The sequence below is a fragment of the Nocardioides sp. LMS-CY genome (assembly GCF_018732145.1).
Lineage (GTDB): Bacteria > Actinomycetota > Actinomycetes > Propionibacteriales > Nocardioidaceae > Nocardioides > Nocardioides soli.
Genome location: NZ_CP076104.1, coordinates 1,306,823 through 1,323,029, shown reverse-complemented (window position 1 = coordinate 1,323,029; position 16,207 = coordinate 1,306,823). Strand labels below are relative to the sequence as shown.

Annotated in this window: 13 protein-coding genes; 5 read left to right on the top strand and 8 right to left on the bottom strand. The window is 72.2% G+C overall.

What is annotated here, in order from left to right; all coding sequences use genetic code 11:
* Window positions 1-3: 3 nt before the first annotated feature.
* The 3 genes from KM427_RS06295 to rsmA all read right to left on the bottom strand — a co-directional run bounded on the left by KM427_RS06295 (window position 4) and on the right by rsmA (window position 3,737).
* Window positions 4-1,818 carry an ABC-F family ATP-binding cassette domain-containing protein gene (locus KM427_RS06295; protein ID WP_215526653.1) on the bottom strand — a complete coding sequence of 605 codons (1,815 nt, stop codon included), beginning with the start codon at window positions 1,816-1,818 and terminating at the stop codon, window positions 4-6.
* Window positions 1,811-2,713, bottom strand: coding sequence for a 4-(cytidine 5'-diphospho)-2-C-methyl-D-erythritol kinase (locus KM427_RS06290; protein WP_215526652.1), 903 nt, complete (start codon window positions 2,711-2,713; stop codon window positions 1,811-1,813). Before KM427_RS06290 ends, KM427_RS06295 begins: the two co-directional genes overlap by 8 nt.
* A 163-nt stretch (window positions 2,714-2,876) precedes the next feature.
* On the bottom strand, window positions 2,877-3,737 hold the full coding sequence (rsmA, locus tag KM427_RS06285; RefSeq protein ID WP_215526651.1) for a 16S rRNA (adenine(1518)-N(6)/adenine(1519)-N(6))-dimethyltransferase RsmA: 861 nt from the start codon (window positions 3,735-3,737) through the stop codon (window positions 2,877-2,879).
* Window positions 3,738-3,861: 124 nt separating this feature from the next.
* Here rsmA and KM427_RS06280 point away from each other — a divergent pair, with 124 nt between their 5' ends.
* The gene (locus tag KM427_RS06280; protein WP_252275096.1) at window positions 3,862-7,026 is read left to right on the top strand and encodes an immune inhibitor A domain-containing protein; all 3,165 of its coding nucleotides are present in this window, start codon (window positions 3,862-3,864) and stop codon (window positions 7,024-7,026) included.
* 69 nt (window positions 7,027-7,095) lie between these two features.
* The gene (locus KM427_RS06275; RefSeq protein WP_215526649.1) at window positions 7,096-8,241 is read left to right on the top strand and encodes a hypothetical protein; all 1,146 of its coding nucleotides are present in this window, start codon (window positions 7,096-7,098) and stop codon (window positions 8,239-8,241) included.
* An 18-nt stretch (window positions 8,242-8,259) separates the two neighbouring features.
* Here the strand turns inward: KM427_RS06275 and KM427_RS06270 are convergent, their stop codons facing one another.
* The 4 genes from KM427_RS06270 to rsmI form a co-directional block, all read right to left on the bottom strand.
* On the bottom strand, window positions 8,260-9,402 hold the full coding sequence (locus KM427_RS06270; RefSeq protein WP_286674335.1) for a resuscitation-promoting factor: 1,143 nt from the start codon (window positions 9,400-9,402) through the stop codon (window positions 8,260-8,262).
* A gap of 382 nt (window positions 9,403-9,784) precedes the next feature.
* On the bottom strand, window positions 9,785-10,612 hold the full coding sequence (locus KM427_RS06265) for a TatD family hydrolase (RefSeq protein WP_215526648.1): 828 nt from the start codon (window positions 10,610-10,612) through the stop codon (window positions 9,785-9,787).
* A gap of 28 nt (window positions 10,613-10,640) precedes the next feature.
* Window positions 10,641-11,492 carry an alpha/beta fold hydrolase gene (locus KM427_RS06260; protein WP_215526647.1) on the bottom strand — a complete coding sequence of 284 codons (852 nt, stop codon included), beginning with the start codon at window positions 11,490-11,492 and terminating at the stop codon, window positions 10,641-10,643.
* Window positions 11,489-12,364 carry a 16S rRNA (cytidine(1402)-2'-O)-methyltransferase gene (gene rsmI, locus KM427_RS06255; protein WP_252275093.1) on the bottom strand — a complete coding sequence of 292 codons (876 nt, stop codon included), beginning with the start codon at window positions 12,362-12,364 and terminating at the stop codon, window positions 11,489-11,491. The genes KM427_RS06260 and rsmI overlap by 4 nt, the downstream gene beginning before the upstream one ends.
* Window positions 12,365-12,382: 18 nt before the next feature.
* Here rsmI and KM427_RS06250 point away from each other — a divergent pair, with 18 nt between their 5' ends.
* Genes KM427_RS06250 through KM427_RS06240 form a run of 3 tightly spaced genes read left to right on the top strand, consistent with a single transcriptional unit; the run spans window position 12,383 to window position 14,848 of the window.
* Window positions 12,383-14,062 (top strand): dolichyl-phosphate-mannose--protein mannosyltransferase, encoded by a 1,680-nt coding sequence (locus tag KM427_RS06250; RefSeq protein ID WP_252275091.1) that lies wholly within the window; start codon window positions 12,383-12,385, stop codon window positions 14,060-14,062.
* 34 nt (window positions 14,063-14,096) lie between these two features.
* Complete coding sequence (locus KM427_RS06245) at window positions 14,097-14,513, top strand: pyridoxamine 5'-phosphate oxidase family protein (RefSeq protein ID WP_215526646.1); 417 nt, start codon at window positions 14,097-14,099, stop codon at window positions 14,511-14,513.
* A 47-nt stretch (window positions 14,514-14,560) separates the two neighbouring features.
* Window positions 14,561-14,848 carry a DUF3263 domain-containing protein gene (locus KM427_RS06240; protein ID WP_183591398.1) on the top strand — a complete coding sequence of 96 codons (288 nt, stop codon included), beginning with the start codon at window positions 14,561-14,563 and terminating at the stop codon, window positions 14,846-14,848.
* Window positions 14,849-14,875: 27 nt separating this feature from the next.
* Here the strand turns inward: KM427_RS06240 and KM427_RS06235 are convergent, their stop codons facing one another.
* Window positions 14,876-16,120, bottom strand: coding sequence for an endonuclease/exonuclease/phosphatase family protein (locus tag KM427_RS06235; RefSeq protein ID WP_215526645.1), 1,245 nt, complete (start codon window positions 16,118-16,120; stop codon window positions 14,876-14,878).
* Window positions 16,121-16,207 lie beyond the last annotated feature (87 nt).

The following is a 16,207-nucleotide window of genomic DNA, read 5'->3' as shown; positions in this document are numbered from 1 at the left end:
CGGCTACTCCAGCACCTCGGCGGCCTCGAGCCACTCCAGCTCGAGCTCGCCCTTCTCGTCGGCGAGCGTCCCGAGCCGTGCGCTCAGCCCGGCCAGCTCCTCGTACCGCTCCGCGGCCTGCGGTGCCAGCGCCTCGATCTGCGCGTTGAGCTCCGCCTCCTGCTCGGCGATCCGCTCCAGCTGTCGGTCGATGCGGGCGATCACCTTGCGAGCCGCCCGCTCCTCCGCGCTGCCGGCCTTGGCCTTCGCGGTCGAATCGGGAGTTGTGACGGTTGACTCGGGGGTGGTGACCGTTGAGTCCGGAGAAGATTCCGGACTCAACTGGCCGGAAGACCCGATTCGACGTTCCAGGTACTCGTCGACCCCGCGCGGCAGCATCGAGATCTGGCCGTCGCCGAGCAGCGCCCAGACGGAGTCGGTGACCCGCTCGAGGAAGTAGCGGTCGTGGGAGACCACGACGAGGGTGCCCGGCCAGCCGTCGAGGAAGTCCTCGACGACGTTCAGGGTCTCGATGTCGAGGTCGTTGGTGGGCTCGTCGAGCAGCAGCACGTTGGGCTCGGTGAGCAGCAGGCGGAGCAGCTGGAAGCGACGCCGCTCGCCGCCGGACAGGTCGCCGATGCGCGCGGTGAGACGGTCGCCGGTGAAGCCGAACCGCTCCAGCAGCGCCGTCGCCGTGATCTCGCCGTCGGTGGTGCGGGTGACCCGGCGGATCGACTCCACGGTGGGCAGCACGCGGCCCTCGGGGTCGAGGTCGTCGAGCTGCTGGGTGAGGTGCTGGAGCGCGACGGTGCGGCCGTGCTTGACCCGTCCGACAGCCGGGGCCAGCTCACCGGCGAGCAACGAGAGCACCGAGGTCTTGCCGGCGCCGTTGACGCCGACGATGCCCACCCGGTCGCCCGGCCCGAGCCGCCAGGTGGCGTGCGAGAGCAGCTGGCGGTCCCCGCGGAAGAGGTCGACGTCCTCGACGTCGATCACGTCCTTGCCGAGTCGCTGGGCCGCGAACCGCTGCAGCTCGAGGCGGTCCCGCGGCGGCGGTACGTCCTCGATGAGCTGGTTGGCCGCGTCGATCCGGAACTTCGGCTTCGAGGTCCGGGCCGGCGGGCCGCGGCGCAGCCAGGCGAGCTCCTTGCGCACCAGGTTCTGCCGGCGCACCTCCGAGGCCGCGGCCTGCCGCTGCCGCTCGGCCTTGGCGAGCACGAACGCGGCGTACCCGCCCTCGTAGGCGTCGACGACGCCGTCGTGCACCTCCCACGTCCACTGGCAGACCTCGTCGAGGAACCATCGGTCGTGGGTGACCACCACCAGGGCCGACGGCCGGGCGGCGAGGTGCCGGGCCAGCCAGGCGACCGCCTCGACGTCGAGGTGGTTGGTGGGCTCGTCGAGTACGACGAGGTCGTGGTCGTCGAGCAGCAGCGCGGCCAGCGAGCAGCGTCGGCGCTCGCCGCCGGAGAGGCCGACGACGGCGCGGTCGAGCTCGACACCCGCGAGCAGCACGTCGACGATCTCGCGGGTGCGCGGGTCGGCGGCCCACTCGTGGTCGGACCGGCCGCCGAGCACCGCCTCACGGACGGTGTGGGTGTCCTCGAGCTGGTCGCCCTGGTGGAGGTAGCCCACGAGCAGGCCGCGCTGCCGCGAGACCCGTCCGGAGTCGGGCTCCTCGATCCCGGTCATCACCTCGAGCAGGGTGGTCTTGCCGTCGCCGTTGCGCCCGACGATGCCGATCCGCTGACCGACGGCCACGCCGAGCGAGACGTCGGTGAGCAGCGGGCGGATGCCGTAGGACTTCGAGACGCGCTCGAGGTTGAGCAGGTTAGCCATAGGCCACCGGATGTGCCCCGGCGACCGCGCCGGTCGTGACGAGGACGACGTCGTGGCTCGCGCGCAGCTCGGCGGCGGTCGCCCGCGCCGCGTCGGCGGACTCGCAGAGGAAGACGCAGGTCGGCCCAGAGCCGGTGACGACGCCGCGCAGCGCACCGGCCGCCTCGCCGGCGTCGATGAGCCGGGCCAGGTCGGGCCGCAGGTCGAGCGCGGCGGGCTGGAGGTCGTTGTGCAGGGCGGCCGCGAGGGCGCGGGGATCGCCCGCATCGAGGGCCGCGAGCAGCGCCTCCGGCATCGGGGGTACGGCGGGGGCGTCCGGGAAGAGCCGGTCGTAGTGGCGGTAGACCTCGGGGGTCGACATCCCGTTCGTCGAGGGGACCAGCACCCACCACCACGTGCCGTGGTCGGGGACCGGCTCGACGATCTCGCCGCGGCCGGTGCCGAGCGCGGTGCCGCCGACCAGGGCGAACGGCACGTCGCTGCCGAGCTGCGCGGCGAGCGCGAGGAGGTCGTCGTCGGAGGTGTTCGCTCCCCACAGCCGGTCGAGGCCGACCAGCGCCGCTGCCGCGTCGGCCGAGCCGCCGGCCATGCCGCCGGCGACCGGGATCTCCTTGGCGATGTGCACCTCGCCGGTGACCGCGAGTCCGTGGCGGGCGGCCAGCAGCGCCGCCGCCCGGTCGACGATGTTGTCGCCGGCGAGCGGCACGTGGTCGCGGTCCATCCAGCCGGCGACCGTGAGGTCGACCGACCAACCGTCGGCGTCGGCCAGCGTCAGGTCGTCGTACACGCCGACCGCCTGGTAGACGCTCGTCAGCGGGTGGAACCCGTCCTCGCGCGGGGCGCCGACGCCGAGGTGGAGGTTGATCTTCGCGGGGGCGCGGACCGTGATGCTCATGCGGTCCCCCGCCCACTGGCGGTGCGCCAGCAACCGAACGGCGCGCCCAAAGCGTTGCTGACGCACCGCTCGCCGCCGTCGCGCGCGTCGAGCGGTGTGTCAGCAACCGATCCGCCGGTCGGAACGGTTGCTGACTCACCGCCGCCCGGCGCCCGGCGCAGCCTCATGACGCCAACCCCTCTGCGATCCGCACGAAGTCGTGGACGGTCAGGGTCTCGCCACGGGCCAACGGCGCCACGCCGGCCTGCTCCAGCGCGGCGTCGACGACGTCGGCCGGGGCGAGCACCCGCAGCGCGCCGCGGAGCGCCTTGCGGCGCTGGGCGAAGGCCGCGTCGATCACGTCGAAGACCCGCTCGCGCGGCACCGTGGTGCTCGGCGGCTCGCGGCGGGTCCAGGCGACCAGGCCGGAGTCGACGTTGGGCGCGGGCCAGAAGACGTTGCGGCCGATCGCGCCCGCTCGGCGTACGTCGGCGAACCAGGCGGCCTTGACCGACGGGACGCCGTACACCTTGGAGCCGGGCGGGGCGGCCAGCCGGTCGGCCACCTCCGCCTGCACCATCACCAGGCCGCGCTCGAGCGACGGCAGCAGGGCGAGCAGGTGCAGCAGCACCGGGACCGAGACGTTGTAGGGCAGGTTCGCGACCAGGGCGGTCGGCGGCGGGCCCGGCACCTCGTCGACCCGCATCGCATCGGCGCGCACCACCTCGAGCCGGTCGGCCTGGGCCGGCGCGTACGCCGCGATCGTCTCGGGCAGCAGCCCCGCGAGCTTGTCGTCGACCTCGATCGCCACCACCCGGCCGACGACCTCGAGCAGCGCGAGGGTCAGCGACCCCAGCCCCGGCCCGACCTCGACCACCACGTCGTCGGCGGTGACGCCGGCCTCGCGGACGATCCGCCGCACGGTGTTGGCGTCGATCACGAAGTTCTGGCCGCGCTGCTTGGTCGGGCGCAGGTCGAGGCGCGCCGCCAGCGCACGCACGTCTGCCGGCCCGAGCAGGCGAGGTTCGGCGGACGTGTCGGACATGGTCGTCAGCGTAGTCAGCGCGAGGCGGTGCTCCGATTCGGCGGCGGTCGTCGGCGGACGTCGCTAGGGTCCGAGGCACATCGCTGCGGGCCCGGGTCCGCGACCGACTCGGAGGAACCCATTGATGAGACGTGCCATCTCGACCCTCAGCGCGATCGCGGTCGTCGCCGTGCTGCCGATGGTCGCCACGCCGGCCCAGGCGGCACCGGAGACGTTGCCTGCCGCGCCCCAGGCGGACCCGGGTGCCAAGAAGCTCGACAACAGGAGCCATCCGCTCTCCGCGCGCCGCACCGCGCTGCGACAGCAGGCGGTGGAGGAGCTGCTCGACGGCGACGCCGAGCTCAAGGGCAGGGGCCGCAACCGCACCATCGAGATGGCGAACGGCGTCGAGGTGGAGTACGGCGTGACCCAGCACGCGAACCTGTTGACCTTCCTGGTCGAGTTCGGCGAGGACGACCCGGCCGACCTGGCCAACGAGGACTTCCCCGCCGAGGGTCCGCTCCACAACGAGATCCCCGCACCGGGCCCGTCGGACAACTCGACGTACTGGAAGGCCGACTTCAACCGCCAGCACTTCGAGGACATGTTCTTCAACGGCATGCCGGAGCAGGGCGGCGAGTCGTTCAAGGATCTCTACTCAGAAATGTCGAGCGGCCGCTTCGACCTGGAGGGCGACGTCTCCGACTGGGTGCAGGTGCCCCACTCGGAGGCCTTCTACTCCGACGAGGACGGCTATGAGAACCAGCCGGAGATGACGGCGTTCATCGGGGACAGCGCGACCGCCTGGTACGACGCCCAGGTCGTCGCCGGGAAGACCGACGACGAGATCCGGGACTACCTCGCGCAGTACGACCAGTGGGACCGCTACGACATCGACGGTGACGGCGACTACGACGAACCGGACGGCTACATCGACCACTTCCAAGCCGTGCACGCCGGCGAGGGCGAGGAGGCCGGCGCGGACATCTGGACCATCTGGTCGCACCGCTGGGCCGCGAACACCGACGGCTTCGGGGAGGACGGCCCGGAGTGCCCGGCGGGCATGGACGTCGAGGCCCCGGAGTCGGACTGCCTCGTCGGCGGCGTCCAGATCGGCGACACCGGCTACTGGATCTTCGACTACACCACCGAGCCCGAGAACGGCGGCCTGGGGGTGTTCGCGCACGAGTTCGGTCACGACCTCGGCCTCCGCGACTACTACGACACCGGCAGTGGCGACAACAGCAACGGCTTCTGGACCCTGATGGACTCCGGCTCCTGGCTCGGCCACGGCGACGGTGCCACCGGCAACTCGGCCGGCCACATGGGCGCGACGGAGAAGCTCTTCCTCGGCTGGTACGGCCGCGAGACGGCGGACGGCTTCGCTGACCTCGCCGTCGTCGACGGCGCCGGCGCCTCGGAGGAGGTCGTCCTCGGCCCGTCGTACCACGCCACGTCGACCGGCAAGCAGGCCGTCCTGGTCACTCTTCCTGAGGGCCACGACATCGCCACGGGCCCGGTGTCGACTGGCAACTACCTCTATTCAGGCACGAAGGACGACACGTCGGTCACCGCGACCAGCCCGCCCATCTCACTCCCCGGGGGCTCGCCGCTCCTGACCGCGAACGTCGCCTACAGCATCGAGAACGGCGCCGACTTCGCCTACCTCCAAGTGCGGCCCGACGGGGGCGACTGGTCGAACGTCATGACCAGCAGTTCGGTCGCCGGCGGCGGTATCACCGGCAACCAGCTCTCCTTCGCCGACATCACCGCCGATCTGAGCGCCTACGCCGGACAAGAGGTCCAGTTGCGCTGGGCCTACGTCACCGACGCCAACACCCACGGTGCGGGGTTCTTGGTGCGCAACGTCTCCGTCGGCACCTACTCGACGGCGTTCGGCGCGACCAACGATTGGGTCCTCGACGGGTTCCACTCCGTGGTCGACGGCCAGTACGAGTACGACTTCGCGCACTCGTATGTGGCTGAGAACCGCACCTTCGACGGGTACGACGTGGCCCTGAGCCAGGGTCCGTACAGCCATGACTATGCGGTCTCCGCACCCGGGAAGAAGGTGGACCACTACTCCTACGAGGACGGCCTGCTCGTCTACTACTCCAACGGCGCCTACGGCGACAACAACACCAGTGAGCACCCGGGCTACGGCGCGAACCTGCCCGTCGATGCGAACCCGGCCTCGATCACGTGGAGCGGGACCGGGGCCGATGCCGCGGCGAACGGCCGCCTCCAGGCGTTCGACGCGACGTTCGACGTCGACGAGACGAATGCCCTCTCGCTGACCCGCGAGGTGGTGGGGGGCGGCTCTCAGTCGGTTGACGTTCCCGCGCGCCCCAGCGTGCCGGTCTTCGACGACTCGAACGTCGACGGCTACTGGACTGAGGACGCCAACGGCTGGTTCTCCACCAAGGTCGCCGGCGCCGGCACCATGATCCAGGTTGTCTCCTCTGACAAGTCCGCCGACAAGATGGTGCTCAAGGTCGGCAAGCGGTTCGTCGCCGCGCTCGGCGGGGCGTCCCTGAGCGGCACCGCGCAGCCGGGGAGCACCCTGACCGCGACGGCTCCCGCCTGGTTCCAGCAGGGCGTGACCACCACGGCGACCTGGCTGCGCGACGGGACACCGATCCCGGGCGCAGGTGGCAGCACCTACCAGGTGCAGGGCGCCGATGTCGGCCACACCCTCTCGGCCCGGGTCACCGGCACCAAGGAGGGCTACGCCAGCACGACCGTCACCACCTCCGGCGTACCGGCGACCCAGGCCGGCGCACCGACCGCCGCCGCCGCGCCGCGGATCACCGGCACGGCGCGGGTCGGCCGCACCCTGAAGGTCACCGGCGCGCAGTGGAGCGTCCCGGGCACCTCGACGTACACGTGGACGGTCGGCGGCAAGACCGTCGGCAGCGGCGCGTCGTACCAGCCGAAGCCGGCCGACGCCGGCAAGCAGGTGACCGCGACGGAGACGTTCACCGCGGCCGGCTATGCGATCGCCACGGCGAGCGCCACGTCGGGCAAGGTGGCCAAGGCGAAGGTGAGCCTGAACGTCGGCCACAGCAAGGCCAAGAGGGGCAAGAAGGTGTCCGTCACGGTCCGGGCCACCTCACCCGACCTGAAGGTGCCCGGCAAGGTGAAGCTCACCTACGCCGGCGAGAAGCTCAAGGCCGCGAAGCTCAAGAAGGGCAAGGTCACCGTCAAGCTCCCGGCGCACAAGGCCGGCAAGTACAAGCTCAAGGTCACCTACCCGGGCGCGACCGGGTTCGGCCAGGTCAGGAAGACCGTCAAGATCAAGGTGAAGTGAGCCTGGAGTGACATGACGAGGGTCCCGGTGCGCCGCACCGGGACCCTCGTCATGTGTTCTGATGGTGGCGTGTGGGTGAGACGCGTCGTCGCGACGCTGTGTGTGCTGGCGGTCGCCGCGGTCCCGATGCTGGTGAGCCCGGGCGCGCAGGCGGTCGTGCCGACCCAGGGACCGACGATCGTCGGCACCGCGCAGGTCGGTAAGACGCTGACCGCACAGGGTGCGACCTGGCCGGTCGCCGGCACCTCGACGTTCGCCTGGTACGTCGGGCCGAGCAAGATCGCGAGCGGACCGACGTACGTCGTCCGGCCCGCCCGGCTCGGGCAGCAGATCACGCTCACCGAGACCTTCACCGCCACCGTCGGCGGCGAGACCGGCACGGCCAGCGTCACCACGCCGCAGGTCATCGAGGGCGACCCGCCGGCTCCGAACCGGGCGCTGACCGTCACCGGCCCGGCCGAGGTCGGGGCGTCCCTGGTGGCCAAGCGGGCGACGTTCCCGGTCAAGGGCGTGACGACGCTGACCTGGACGATCGACGGCGCCCGGGTCGGCACCGGCCGGTCCTACACGATCCGGCCCGGCGACCTGGGCAAGGTGGTGCGCCTGACGCAGTACTTCTCGAGCAACGGGTACGCCGCCACCACCCTCACCCTCGACCGCGGACCGGTCGGGCTCGGGCCGGCGCCGGTCGCCTTCGGTCGGCCGTCGATCTCCGGCAAGGTGCAGGCCGGGTCTCGGCTCAAGGTCACCGGCGGCACCTGGTCGGCACCGGGCAGGTCGACCTACGCCTGGTCGGTGGACGGCACCGAGGTTCGCCGCGGCCGGTCGTACGTCGTGTCGCTGGCCGACGTGGGCTCGCGGGTGACCGTGACCGAGACCTTCACCAGCCCGGGCTACGAGCCCGGGACGGTGAGCGCCCAGACGCCGGTCGTCGCACCTGCACCGGTCCGGCTGCGGATCAAGGTGGGCAAGGCGCGGACCGGCCGACGGGTGGCGGTCATCATCCGCGCGACCTCACCGGGTCCGGAGGTGCCCGGCAAGGTGCGGATCGGCTACTCCGGCAGGTCCCTCGGGGCGAAGAAGCTCACCAAGGGCAAGACGTCGCTCCGGCTGCCTCGCAAGAAGCAGGACGGCGAGCACCGGCTCCGGGTGATCTACCGAGGCAAGCACGGCTTCGGCTCGGCCAGCCGGATCGTCATGATCCGGCTGCGCTGAACCTGGAGCCGGCCGAGCTCAGCGCGGGAGGCCCAGGCTGGCCGCGCAGGCCGGCCAGGCGCCGTATCCCCCGGAGGCGTCGCGGAGCTTGGTCGCGATGGCGATCTGTGTCTCGCGGCTCGCGTTGCTCGGGAGGCCGGTGCCGCCGTGCGCCTGCCAGGTGCCGAGGCTGAACTGGAGTCCGCCGTAGTAGCCGTTGCCGGTGTTGATCGCCCAGTTGCCGCCGGACTCGCACTGCGCGAGCCGGTCCCACACGGTGTTGCCGCCGGCGAAGCTGACCACCTGCTTCTTGGTGCCGACCTTGACGATCCGGTCGACCGGCGCCCGCTTCACGGCCTGGCGGAGCACGGTGCGGTCGGCGACCTCGCCGTTGCGGTAGACGATGCGGTAGGTGACGTCGCGCAGGCCGCTGCGGCCCTCGCGGACCACGGACTCCTCGCCTTCGTACATCGAGCCGTCCGTGCGCTCGACGGTGCCGAACGGCACGGCCTCGGCGCCCACCCGCTTGCGGACGATCCGCCGGTCGGTGAAGACGACCCGGTCGCCGTCCTCGAGCACGTGGTCGACGGCCGGCTCGGTGCGATCGTGCTTGCCGACCTTGACGCCGAGCTCGCCCAGGGCGTCCTCGACGGTGAGCGCGGTGAGCGTACGGCGTACCGGCTTGCGGCCGCCGACCTCGACGGTGAGCTTCTTGGGGGTGACGACGTCGAGGGACATCCCGCCGCGGTCGATCGCGCCACCGCGGCTCGCCGAGAGATCGGCGCCGGCGTAGCGCTTGCCGACCTCGTCGAGCGCCCCCGAGACGGTCGTCGCGGTGACCCAGTGGGTCGTGCTCGTGCCGTCGACGTTGAGCTCGAACGGGCGGGCGAAGTGGACCGAGATGCGGGTGCCGTCGCTGACCTGCTCGTCGAGCGCCGGCGCGACCTCGTCGCGGTCGGTCACCTCGACGCCCTCGGCCTCAAGCACGTCGCCGACCGTGCCGCCGAAGGCGGAGACCTCCTGCGACCTGCCGTCGAGGGTGAGGGTCACGGACTTGCTCAGCGCGCTGTAGCCCCACGCGGTGCCGGCGACCGCGGCGACGGCGACCGCCGCGGTGGCGATCATCAGGGGTCGGCTGGTGGCGAAGCGGCGGAACCGGCTGGTGTGCTCGTTGTCGGGCACGTCTCTCCGAACGTCGTACTCTCCGGGCCTCGGGTGCCAGCGCGCCCGACACGTGTCTCCACCCTGGTGGTGAGCCTGGTGGTGAGCCTGGTGGTGAGCTGTCTCGGGGGACTTCCGGCGGCCTGATGCGGCCACCTGCACTGGTCAGATCGGGTCCCGATCCCGGCCATCGGTAGTCCAGACCACCAGCCTTCCCGGCTCGTTGCAAACTGAACCAGGCGAAATTGCGGAAATCGTGAGCCGCCTCTCAACGCCCCGCAGACCCCATCCGTCACATCAGACCCACCGGCCCCGCGCTCGTTTCACCGGCTGCCCGGGGAAACGAGCGCGACACGCCGCGGCGCACCGGCGTGTCGCGCGCGCTTCGCCTGACAGGCCCGCCCTACCAGGACCCGCCGAAGGCGGCGAAGGTGTTCGCCTCGATCGCCGCGCACAGCTCGCCGAGGTCGTCACCGCGCACCTCGGCCATCGCCCGCACCGTGAGCGGCACCAGGTAGGAGCCGTTGGTGCGGCCGCGGTGCGGCATCGGCGTCAGGTACGGCGCGTCGGTCTCGACCAGCACCCGGTCGCGGGGGGTGACGGCGAGGGCGTCGCGCAGCGGCGCGGCGTTCTTGAACGTCACGGTGCCGGCGAAGGAGAGGTGCGCACCACGCGAGAGGCAGGCCCGCGCGAAGTCGGCGTCGCCCGAGAAGCAGTGCATCACCCACCGGTCGGGGGCGCCCTCGCTGTCGAGCACCCGCAGGACGTCGTCGTGGGCGTCCCGGTCGTGGATCACCAGCGTCTTGTCGAGCCGCTTGGCCAGGTCGATGTGCCGACGGAAGGACTCCTCCTGCACGGCCCGGCCCTCCTCGCCGGTGCGGAAGAAGTCCAGGCCGGTCTCCCCCACCGCGCGCACCCGGTCGTGCGCGGCCGCAAGCGCCTCGATCTCGGCCATCGCGTCGTCGAGCGACGGCAGCCGGGGCGCCTCGTTGGGGTGCAGCGCGACCCCGGCGACCAGCGCGTCGTACGTCGCGGCCGCCTCGACCGCCCAGCGCGCGCCGGGCAGGTCGCAGCCGATCTGGACGATCCGCGGCACACCCGCGGCGGCGGCCGCCGCGAGCGCCTCGGCCACTGGCAGCGCCGGCTCGTCGCCCCGGGCGATGTCGAGATGGCAGTGGTTGTCGACGACCGGGTGCGGCAGGGGCTCCGGCGCCGGCAGGAGGGTGCTCATGCGGGGTCCCCGGGGAATCGTGGGGTTCTCACGCACCCACCTCGGAGGCGACCACGCGCTCGATGATCGCCGCCGCGCAGTCGTCGGGCGCCTGCGTCGGGATCCAGTGGCTGACGCCGGTCAGCTCGACGAGCTGGTACGGCGCGTCGACCCACGCGGCGGTGCCGTCGACGCCGGTCCGGGTGATCGCCACGTCGCGGTCGCTCCAGACCAGCGTCGTGGACACGGTCACGCGGTGGTCGGCCGATCCGGGCCGGGCGAGCGGGAGGGCGCGGTACCAGCCGAGCGCGTGCGGCAGCGCGCCGTACTCCACGATCTCGCGGCGGAACCGCTCCACCTCGGCGTCGCTCATGCCCGCCCGGCGCATGCTCTGGTCGAAGCGACCACCCGGGCGCCGGGCGCTGAGCTCGGGCAGCAGCGGCAGGTTGAAGAACGCCATGTAGCGCGAGCGCCGGCGCTGGGCCGGCGTCCTCATCGCCCGGGCGAAGGCCGCGGGGTGGGGCACCGAGATCGCGGTCCAGCTGCGCAGCAGGTCGGGCCGGCGCATCGCGACCGCCCAGCCGACCGCCGAGCCCCAGTCGTGACCGGCCAGGTGGACCGGCCCGCCGATCCGCTCGATCAGCGCGACGGCGTCGCCCGCGAGCCGGGACATCCGGTAGTCCCGACGCCGACGCGGCCGGGCGCCCGGCGAGTAGCCGCGCTGGTCGAGCGCGTAGGTGCGCAAGCCCGCCTCGTGCAGCAGCGGCGTGACCAGCCGCCAGGTCGTGCTGCGCTCGGGGAACCCGTGCAGCAGCACGATCGGGTGCCCGTCGCTCGGGCCCTCGTCGAGGACGTCGAAGCTGAGGCCGTCGTGGTGGAGGACCCGGATCCGCTCGCTCATGCGCCTCCTCCCCCGTGGACGAGGTTGTAGACCTCTCGCTTCGGTACGCCGGCGCGCCGGGCCACGTCCACGATGGCGTCCTTGCGGGGCAGGCCCGCGGCCTCGAGGTCCCCGACCGCGGCGAGCAGGCTGGCCGGGTCCGATCCGACCTCGGCGACCGGCGCCGCGCCGGCGACCACGATCGTGACCTCGCCGCGCACGCCCTCGGCCGCCCAGGCGACCAGGTCGGCGAGCGGCCCGCGGCGTACCTCCTCGTGGGTCTTGGTGAGCTCGCGGCACACCGCCGCGGCCCGGTCGCCGCCGAAGGCCTCCGCCATCGCCGCGAGCGCCGCCTCGGTGCGGTGCGGCGCCTCGAAGAAGACCATCGTGCGCTGCTCGCCCGCCAGGTCGGCCAGGCGACGGGACCGCTCGCCGGCCTTGCGCGGCAGGAAGCCCTCGAAGCAGAAGCGGTCGACCGGCAGCCCGCTGAGCGCGAGCGCTGTCAGCACGGCCGAGGGGCCGGGGACGGCGGTGACCCGGACGTCGTGCTCGACGGCGGCCGCGACCAGGCGGTAGCCGGGGTCGGAGACGCTCGGCATCCCGGCGTCGGTGACCAGCAGCACCCGGTCGCCCGCCAGCAGGGCCTCCAGCAGCACGGGGGTGCGCGCGGACTCGTTGCCCTCGAAGTACGACACGATCCGCCCGGCGATCGTGACGCCCAGGTCGGTGGTCAGCCGCTTGAGCCGACGGGTGTCCTCGGCGGCGACCACGTCGGCGCCGGCCAGCTCCTCGGCCAGTCGCGGCGGCGCGTCCCCGACCTGTCCGATCGGCGTCGCCGCCAGCACCAGCACACCGGAGGGGACGCCGGACGGAGCGGGGTGAGTGGGTGCCACGTCCTAGAGTCTTCCATCGTGACCACCGCCGCGCCCCCCGAGCCTGCGGAGGAGCGTGTCGGACTCTCCCGTGACGCCGCCGGCCGGCCGGTCCCGTCGGCGTGGCGGCGCGCCCGGTCGCGGATCCGGGGCGAGGACCCGGTCGTCGGGTGGGCCGCCAGCATCGCGGTGGCGCTGCTGGCGCTGTTCCTGCGGCTGTGGCATCTCGGCCGGCCGCACGCGTTCGAGTTCGACGAGACCTACTACGCCAAGGACGCCTGGTCGCTGCTGCACTTCGGCTACGCCCGCGACTACGTCGACAAGGCCAACGATCGCATCCTCGAAGGACAGACGACCGACCTGTGGAAGTCGACGCCGGAGATGGTCGTGCACCCCGACGTCGGCAAGTGGCTGATCGCGCTCGGCGAGAAGGCCTTCGGGATGGACCCCTTCGGCTGGCGGGTCTCCGCGGCCGTCGTGGGCGCCCTCATGGTGCTGGTGATGTGCCGGCTGGCCCGCCGGCTCACCGGATCCACGCTCCTGGGCTGCGTCGCCGGCCTGCTGCTGTGCTTCGACGGCCTGCACTTCGTGCTGTCCCGGCTGGCGCTGCTCGACATCTTCGTCGCGTTCTTCATCCTCTGTGGTGTCCACTGCCTGGTGGCCGACCGCGACTGGCACCGCGCCCGGATGGCCCGCCTGGTGCCGGACCAGGTCTCCGACGGCCGGTCCTGGGGGCCGGTGCGCGGGCTGCTGCTGCGGCCGTGGCTGCTGCTCGGCGGCGTCTGCTGGGGACTCGCGGTGGGCTCGAAGTGGGAGGCGCTCTACCCCCTCGCGGCGTTCGGCCTCCTCGTCTGGCTGTGGTCGGCCGGCGCGCGCCGCTCCTTCGGCGTCCGGTGGGCCGTGCTGCGCTCCGCGGTGGTCGACGGGATCCCGGCGTTCGTGCAGCTCGTCCTGGTGGCCCTGGTCGTCTACGTCGCGAGCTGGACCGGCTGGCTGGTCAACGCCCAGGCCTACGAGCAGCACCTCTCCGCCACCCAGTACACCCACTACGACGGCGGCCAGGACTGGCCGACCCGCACCGAGCCCGACGCCTCCGGCCTGGGCGAGGTGACCCAGTCGCTGCGGTCGCTCTGGTACTACCACCAGGACGTCTACGCCTTTCACACCCACTTCCTCAACGACAGCACGCACACCTACGCCTCCAACCCGGCCGGCTGGCTGCTGCTCAACCGGCCGGTCGGCGTCGCCGCCGACACCGACATCCAGCCGGGCACCCAGGGCTGTGCCGCGCCGGCCGGGAGCGACTGCCTGCGCCAGGTGCTGCTGCTCGGCACGCCCGCGATCTGGTGGGCCGGCTGCCTGGCGATCCTCTACGCGCTGGCGATGTGGGTCGGCGCCCGCGACTGGCGCTTCGGGCTGGCGGTGGTCGGCGTGGCCTCCACCTGGCTGCCCTGGCTGCAGTACGACGACCGGCCGATCTTCTCCTTCTACGCCGTCATCACGCTGCCGTTCCTGGTGCTGGCGCTGACGCTCGCCATCGGACGACTGCTCGGCACCTCGGCCGCGCCGAGCGGGCGGCGGACGGCCGGCGTCGTGGTGTCCGGCGCCTTCCTCGTGCTCGTGCTGCTGAACTTCGCCTGGTTCTGGCCGATCTGGACCAACCAGCTCCTCACCCACGGCGAGTGGCTCGACCGGATCTGGTTCACCCGCTGGATCTGACCCCACCGAGCGTTCGACCTGCCAGCATGTGCGCGTGACCTCGTGGCAACCCGGGTGGGAAGACTTCCCGCCGTCGCTCCTGGAGTTCTGGACCGAGCGACACCTGTGCACCCTGACCACCCTGCGCGCCGACGGGCGACCGCACGTCGTACCGGTCGGGGTCGCGCTCGACCTCGATGAGTGCTGCGCCTGGGTGATCACCTCCGGCACCTCGCGCAAGGCGCTCCAGACGGCGGCCGACCCCCGCGTCGCGGCCTGCCAGGTCGACGGCGCCCGCTGGTCGACACTCGAGGGCCGGGCGCAGGTCCGCACCGACGAGGCGGCGGTGCGGCGGGCCGAGGAGCGGTACGCCGCGCGCTACCGCGTACCGCGGCCGAACCCGGCTCGGGTCGCGCTCCGGATCGAGGTGGAGCGCTTCCTGATCTCACCGGCATTCGCCGAGCCCGCGTGACGGGGTCGGTTTCGGACGACGCGCCACGGGATGTCAGGCTTGGCGCCATGTCCGCCCAGACCCCCGCGCCCGCGCCCCACGGCGGCGACGAGCTCAGCGATCTCGACCGCGAGATCCTCGCGTTCGAGAGCGACTGGGTCTCGCACGCCGGCGCGAAGGACGAGGCGGTCCGCGAGCGCTTCGCCCTGACGCCGACCGGCTACCACCAGCTGCTCAACCGGCTGATCGACCTGCCCGCCGCCGAGGCCCACGCGCCGCGGCTGGTGCGCCGGCTCCGACGCCGCCGCGCCGCGCGCCAGGAGCAGCGCAGCGCCCGGCGGCTCGCCTCCGGCTGACCGGGGCGAGCGCCGTACGCCGGCGGGTCAGGACCTGTTCGCCTCGATCACGCCGCGGACCTTCTCCGCCCCCTGGATCGGGACCATGTTGACCGGATCGACGATCTCGAGGGTGTAGTACTCCTCGTCCTCGGTCTGGCCGTCGCGGTTGATCTTCACGTAGATCGTGCGGGAGCCGGGGAGGAACGACGTGGGGTCGATGTAGAAGTCCGCGCCCTCGGTCGCCGTGCTCTCCGCGGCGTTCACACGCACGGTGGCGTAGCCGTGCGAGAAGTCGCCGACCAGCGGGATCTCCACGAACTTGCCGGCCTTCTTGGTGTACTCGTTGCGCACCGGCGGCGACTGGCCGAACCCGATCGAGCCGAGCGGCGCGACGTACGTCGGGTCGGGGGTCGGCATCTGATAGGTGCCGATCGCGGGCCGGTGGTCGGAGCCCTTGACGTTGGTCAGGATCTGGGTGCTGACCGGCGCGCCGGAGTTCCAGATCTGGTCGATCAGCGCATTGCTGTGAGTGCCGTACTTCTTCGAGAGCAGTGGGCTCTTCTCCCAGACGGACTTGAAGCCGATCTTCTTGAACTGCTTGACCGGCAGCTGCTTCTTGCCCGCCCGGATGTCCTCCTTGTAGCCGGCGTTGAAGTCGCCCAGGACGAAGACCTCGTCGCTCGTGCTCCGCTCGGCGCGGGCGGTCTTGACCAGCGTGCGCAGCTGCTTCAGGTAGAGCTTCTTCGCCTGCGGGCGGCCCGGGACGAACTTGCCGCCCTTCACGGTGCCGGTGAGCAGGTGGACGTTGATGAAGCTGAGCTGGTGGCCGCTCGCCCGGTGGAAGAGGCGCACCACCGTCGCCCAGTTGGGGGTCTTGGCCTCCTCGCCGCCGCCGTTGCGTCCCTCGATCCGGTGCGGGTCGGAGAGCTTGACGCCGCTGCCGGAGACGAAGTCGAGCTGGCGACGGTCCCAGATGATCGGGTTCTGCTGCAGCTGCGGCGGCCGGTAGTAGCCCCAGTTGTAGTCGGCGATGAGCCACTTGTTCTTGTCGTTCATGCCGACCTCCTGGAGACCGAGCACGTCGACCGACGGCTTCACCTGGGTGACGACGTTCTTGAAGGTGTCGACCGTGGCCCGGGAGATCACGTTGTACGTGCCGATCCGCACCTGGAGCGGGTCCGCCTTGCGCGCGTGCCCGGGAGCGGGCACGGCGGTCGAGGCGGACGTCGCGGCGAGAGCGGACAGCGCCAGGGCGGCAGCGGTCAGGACTCGGGTGGCGGCACGGTGCACGAAGGATCTCCCTCAAATTGGGTACGTCACAGGGTACGGAGGAGACACCCGGTTCGCGGAAATCCGGACGGGCCCGTCCCGAATGGC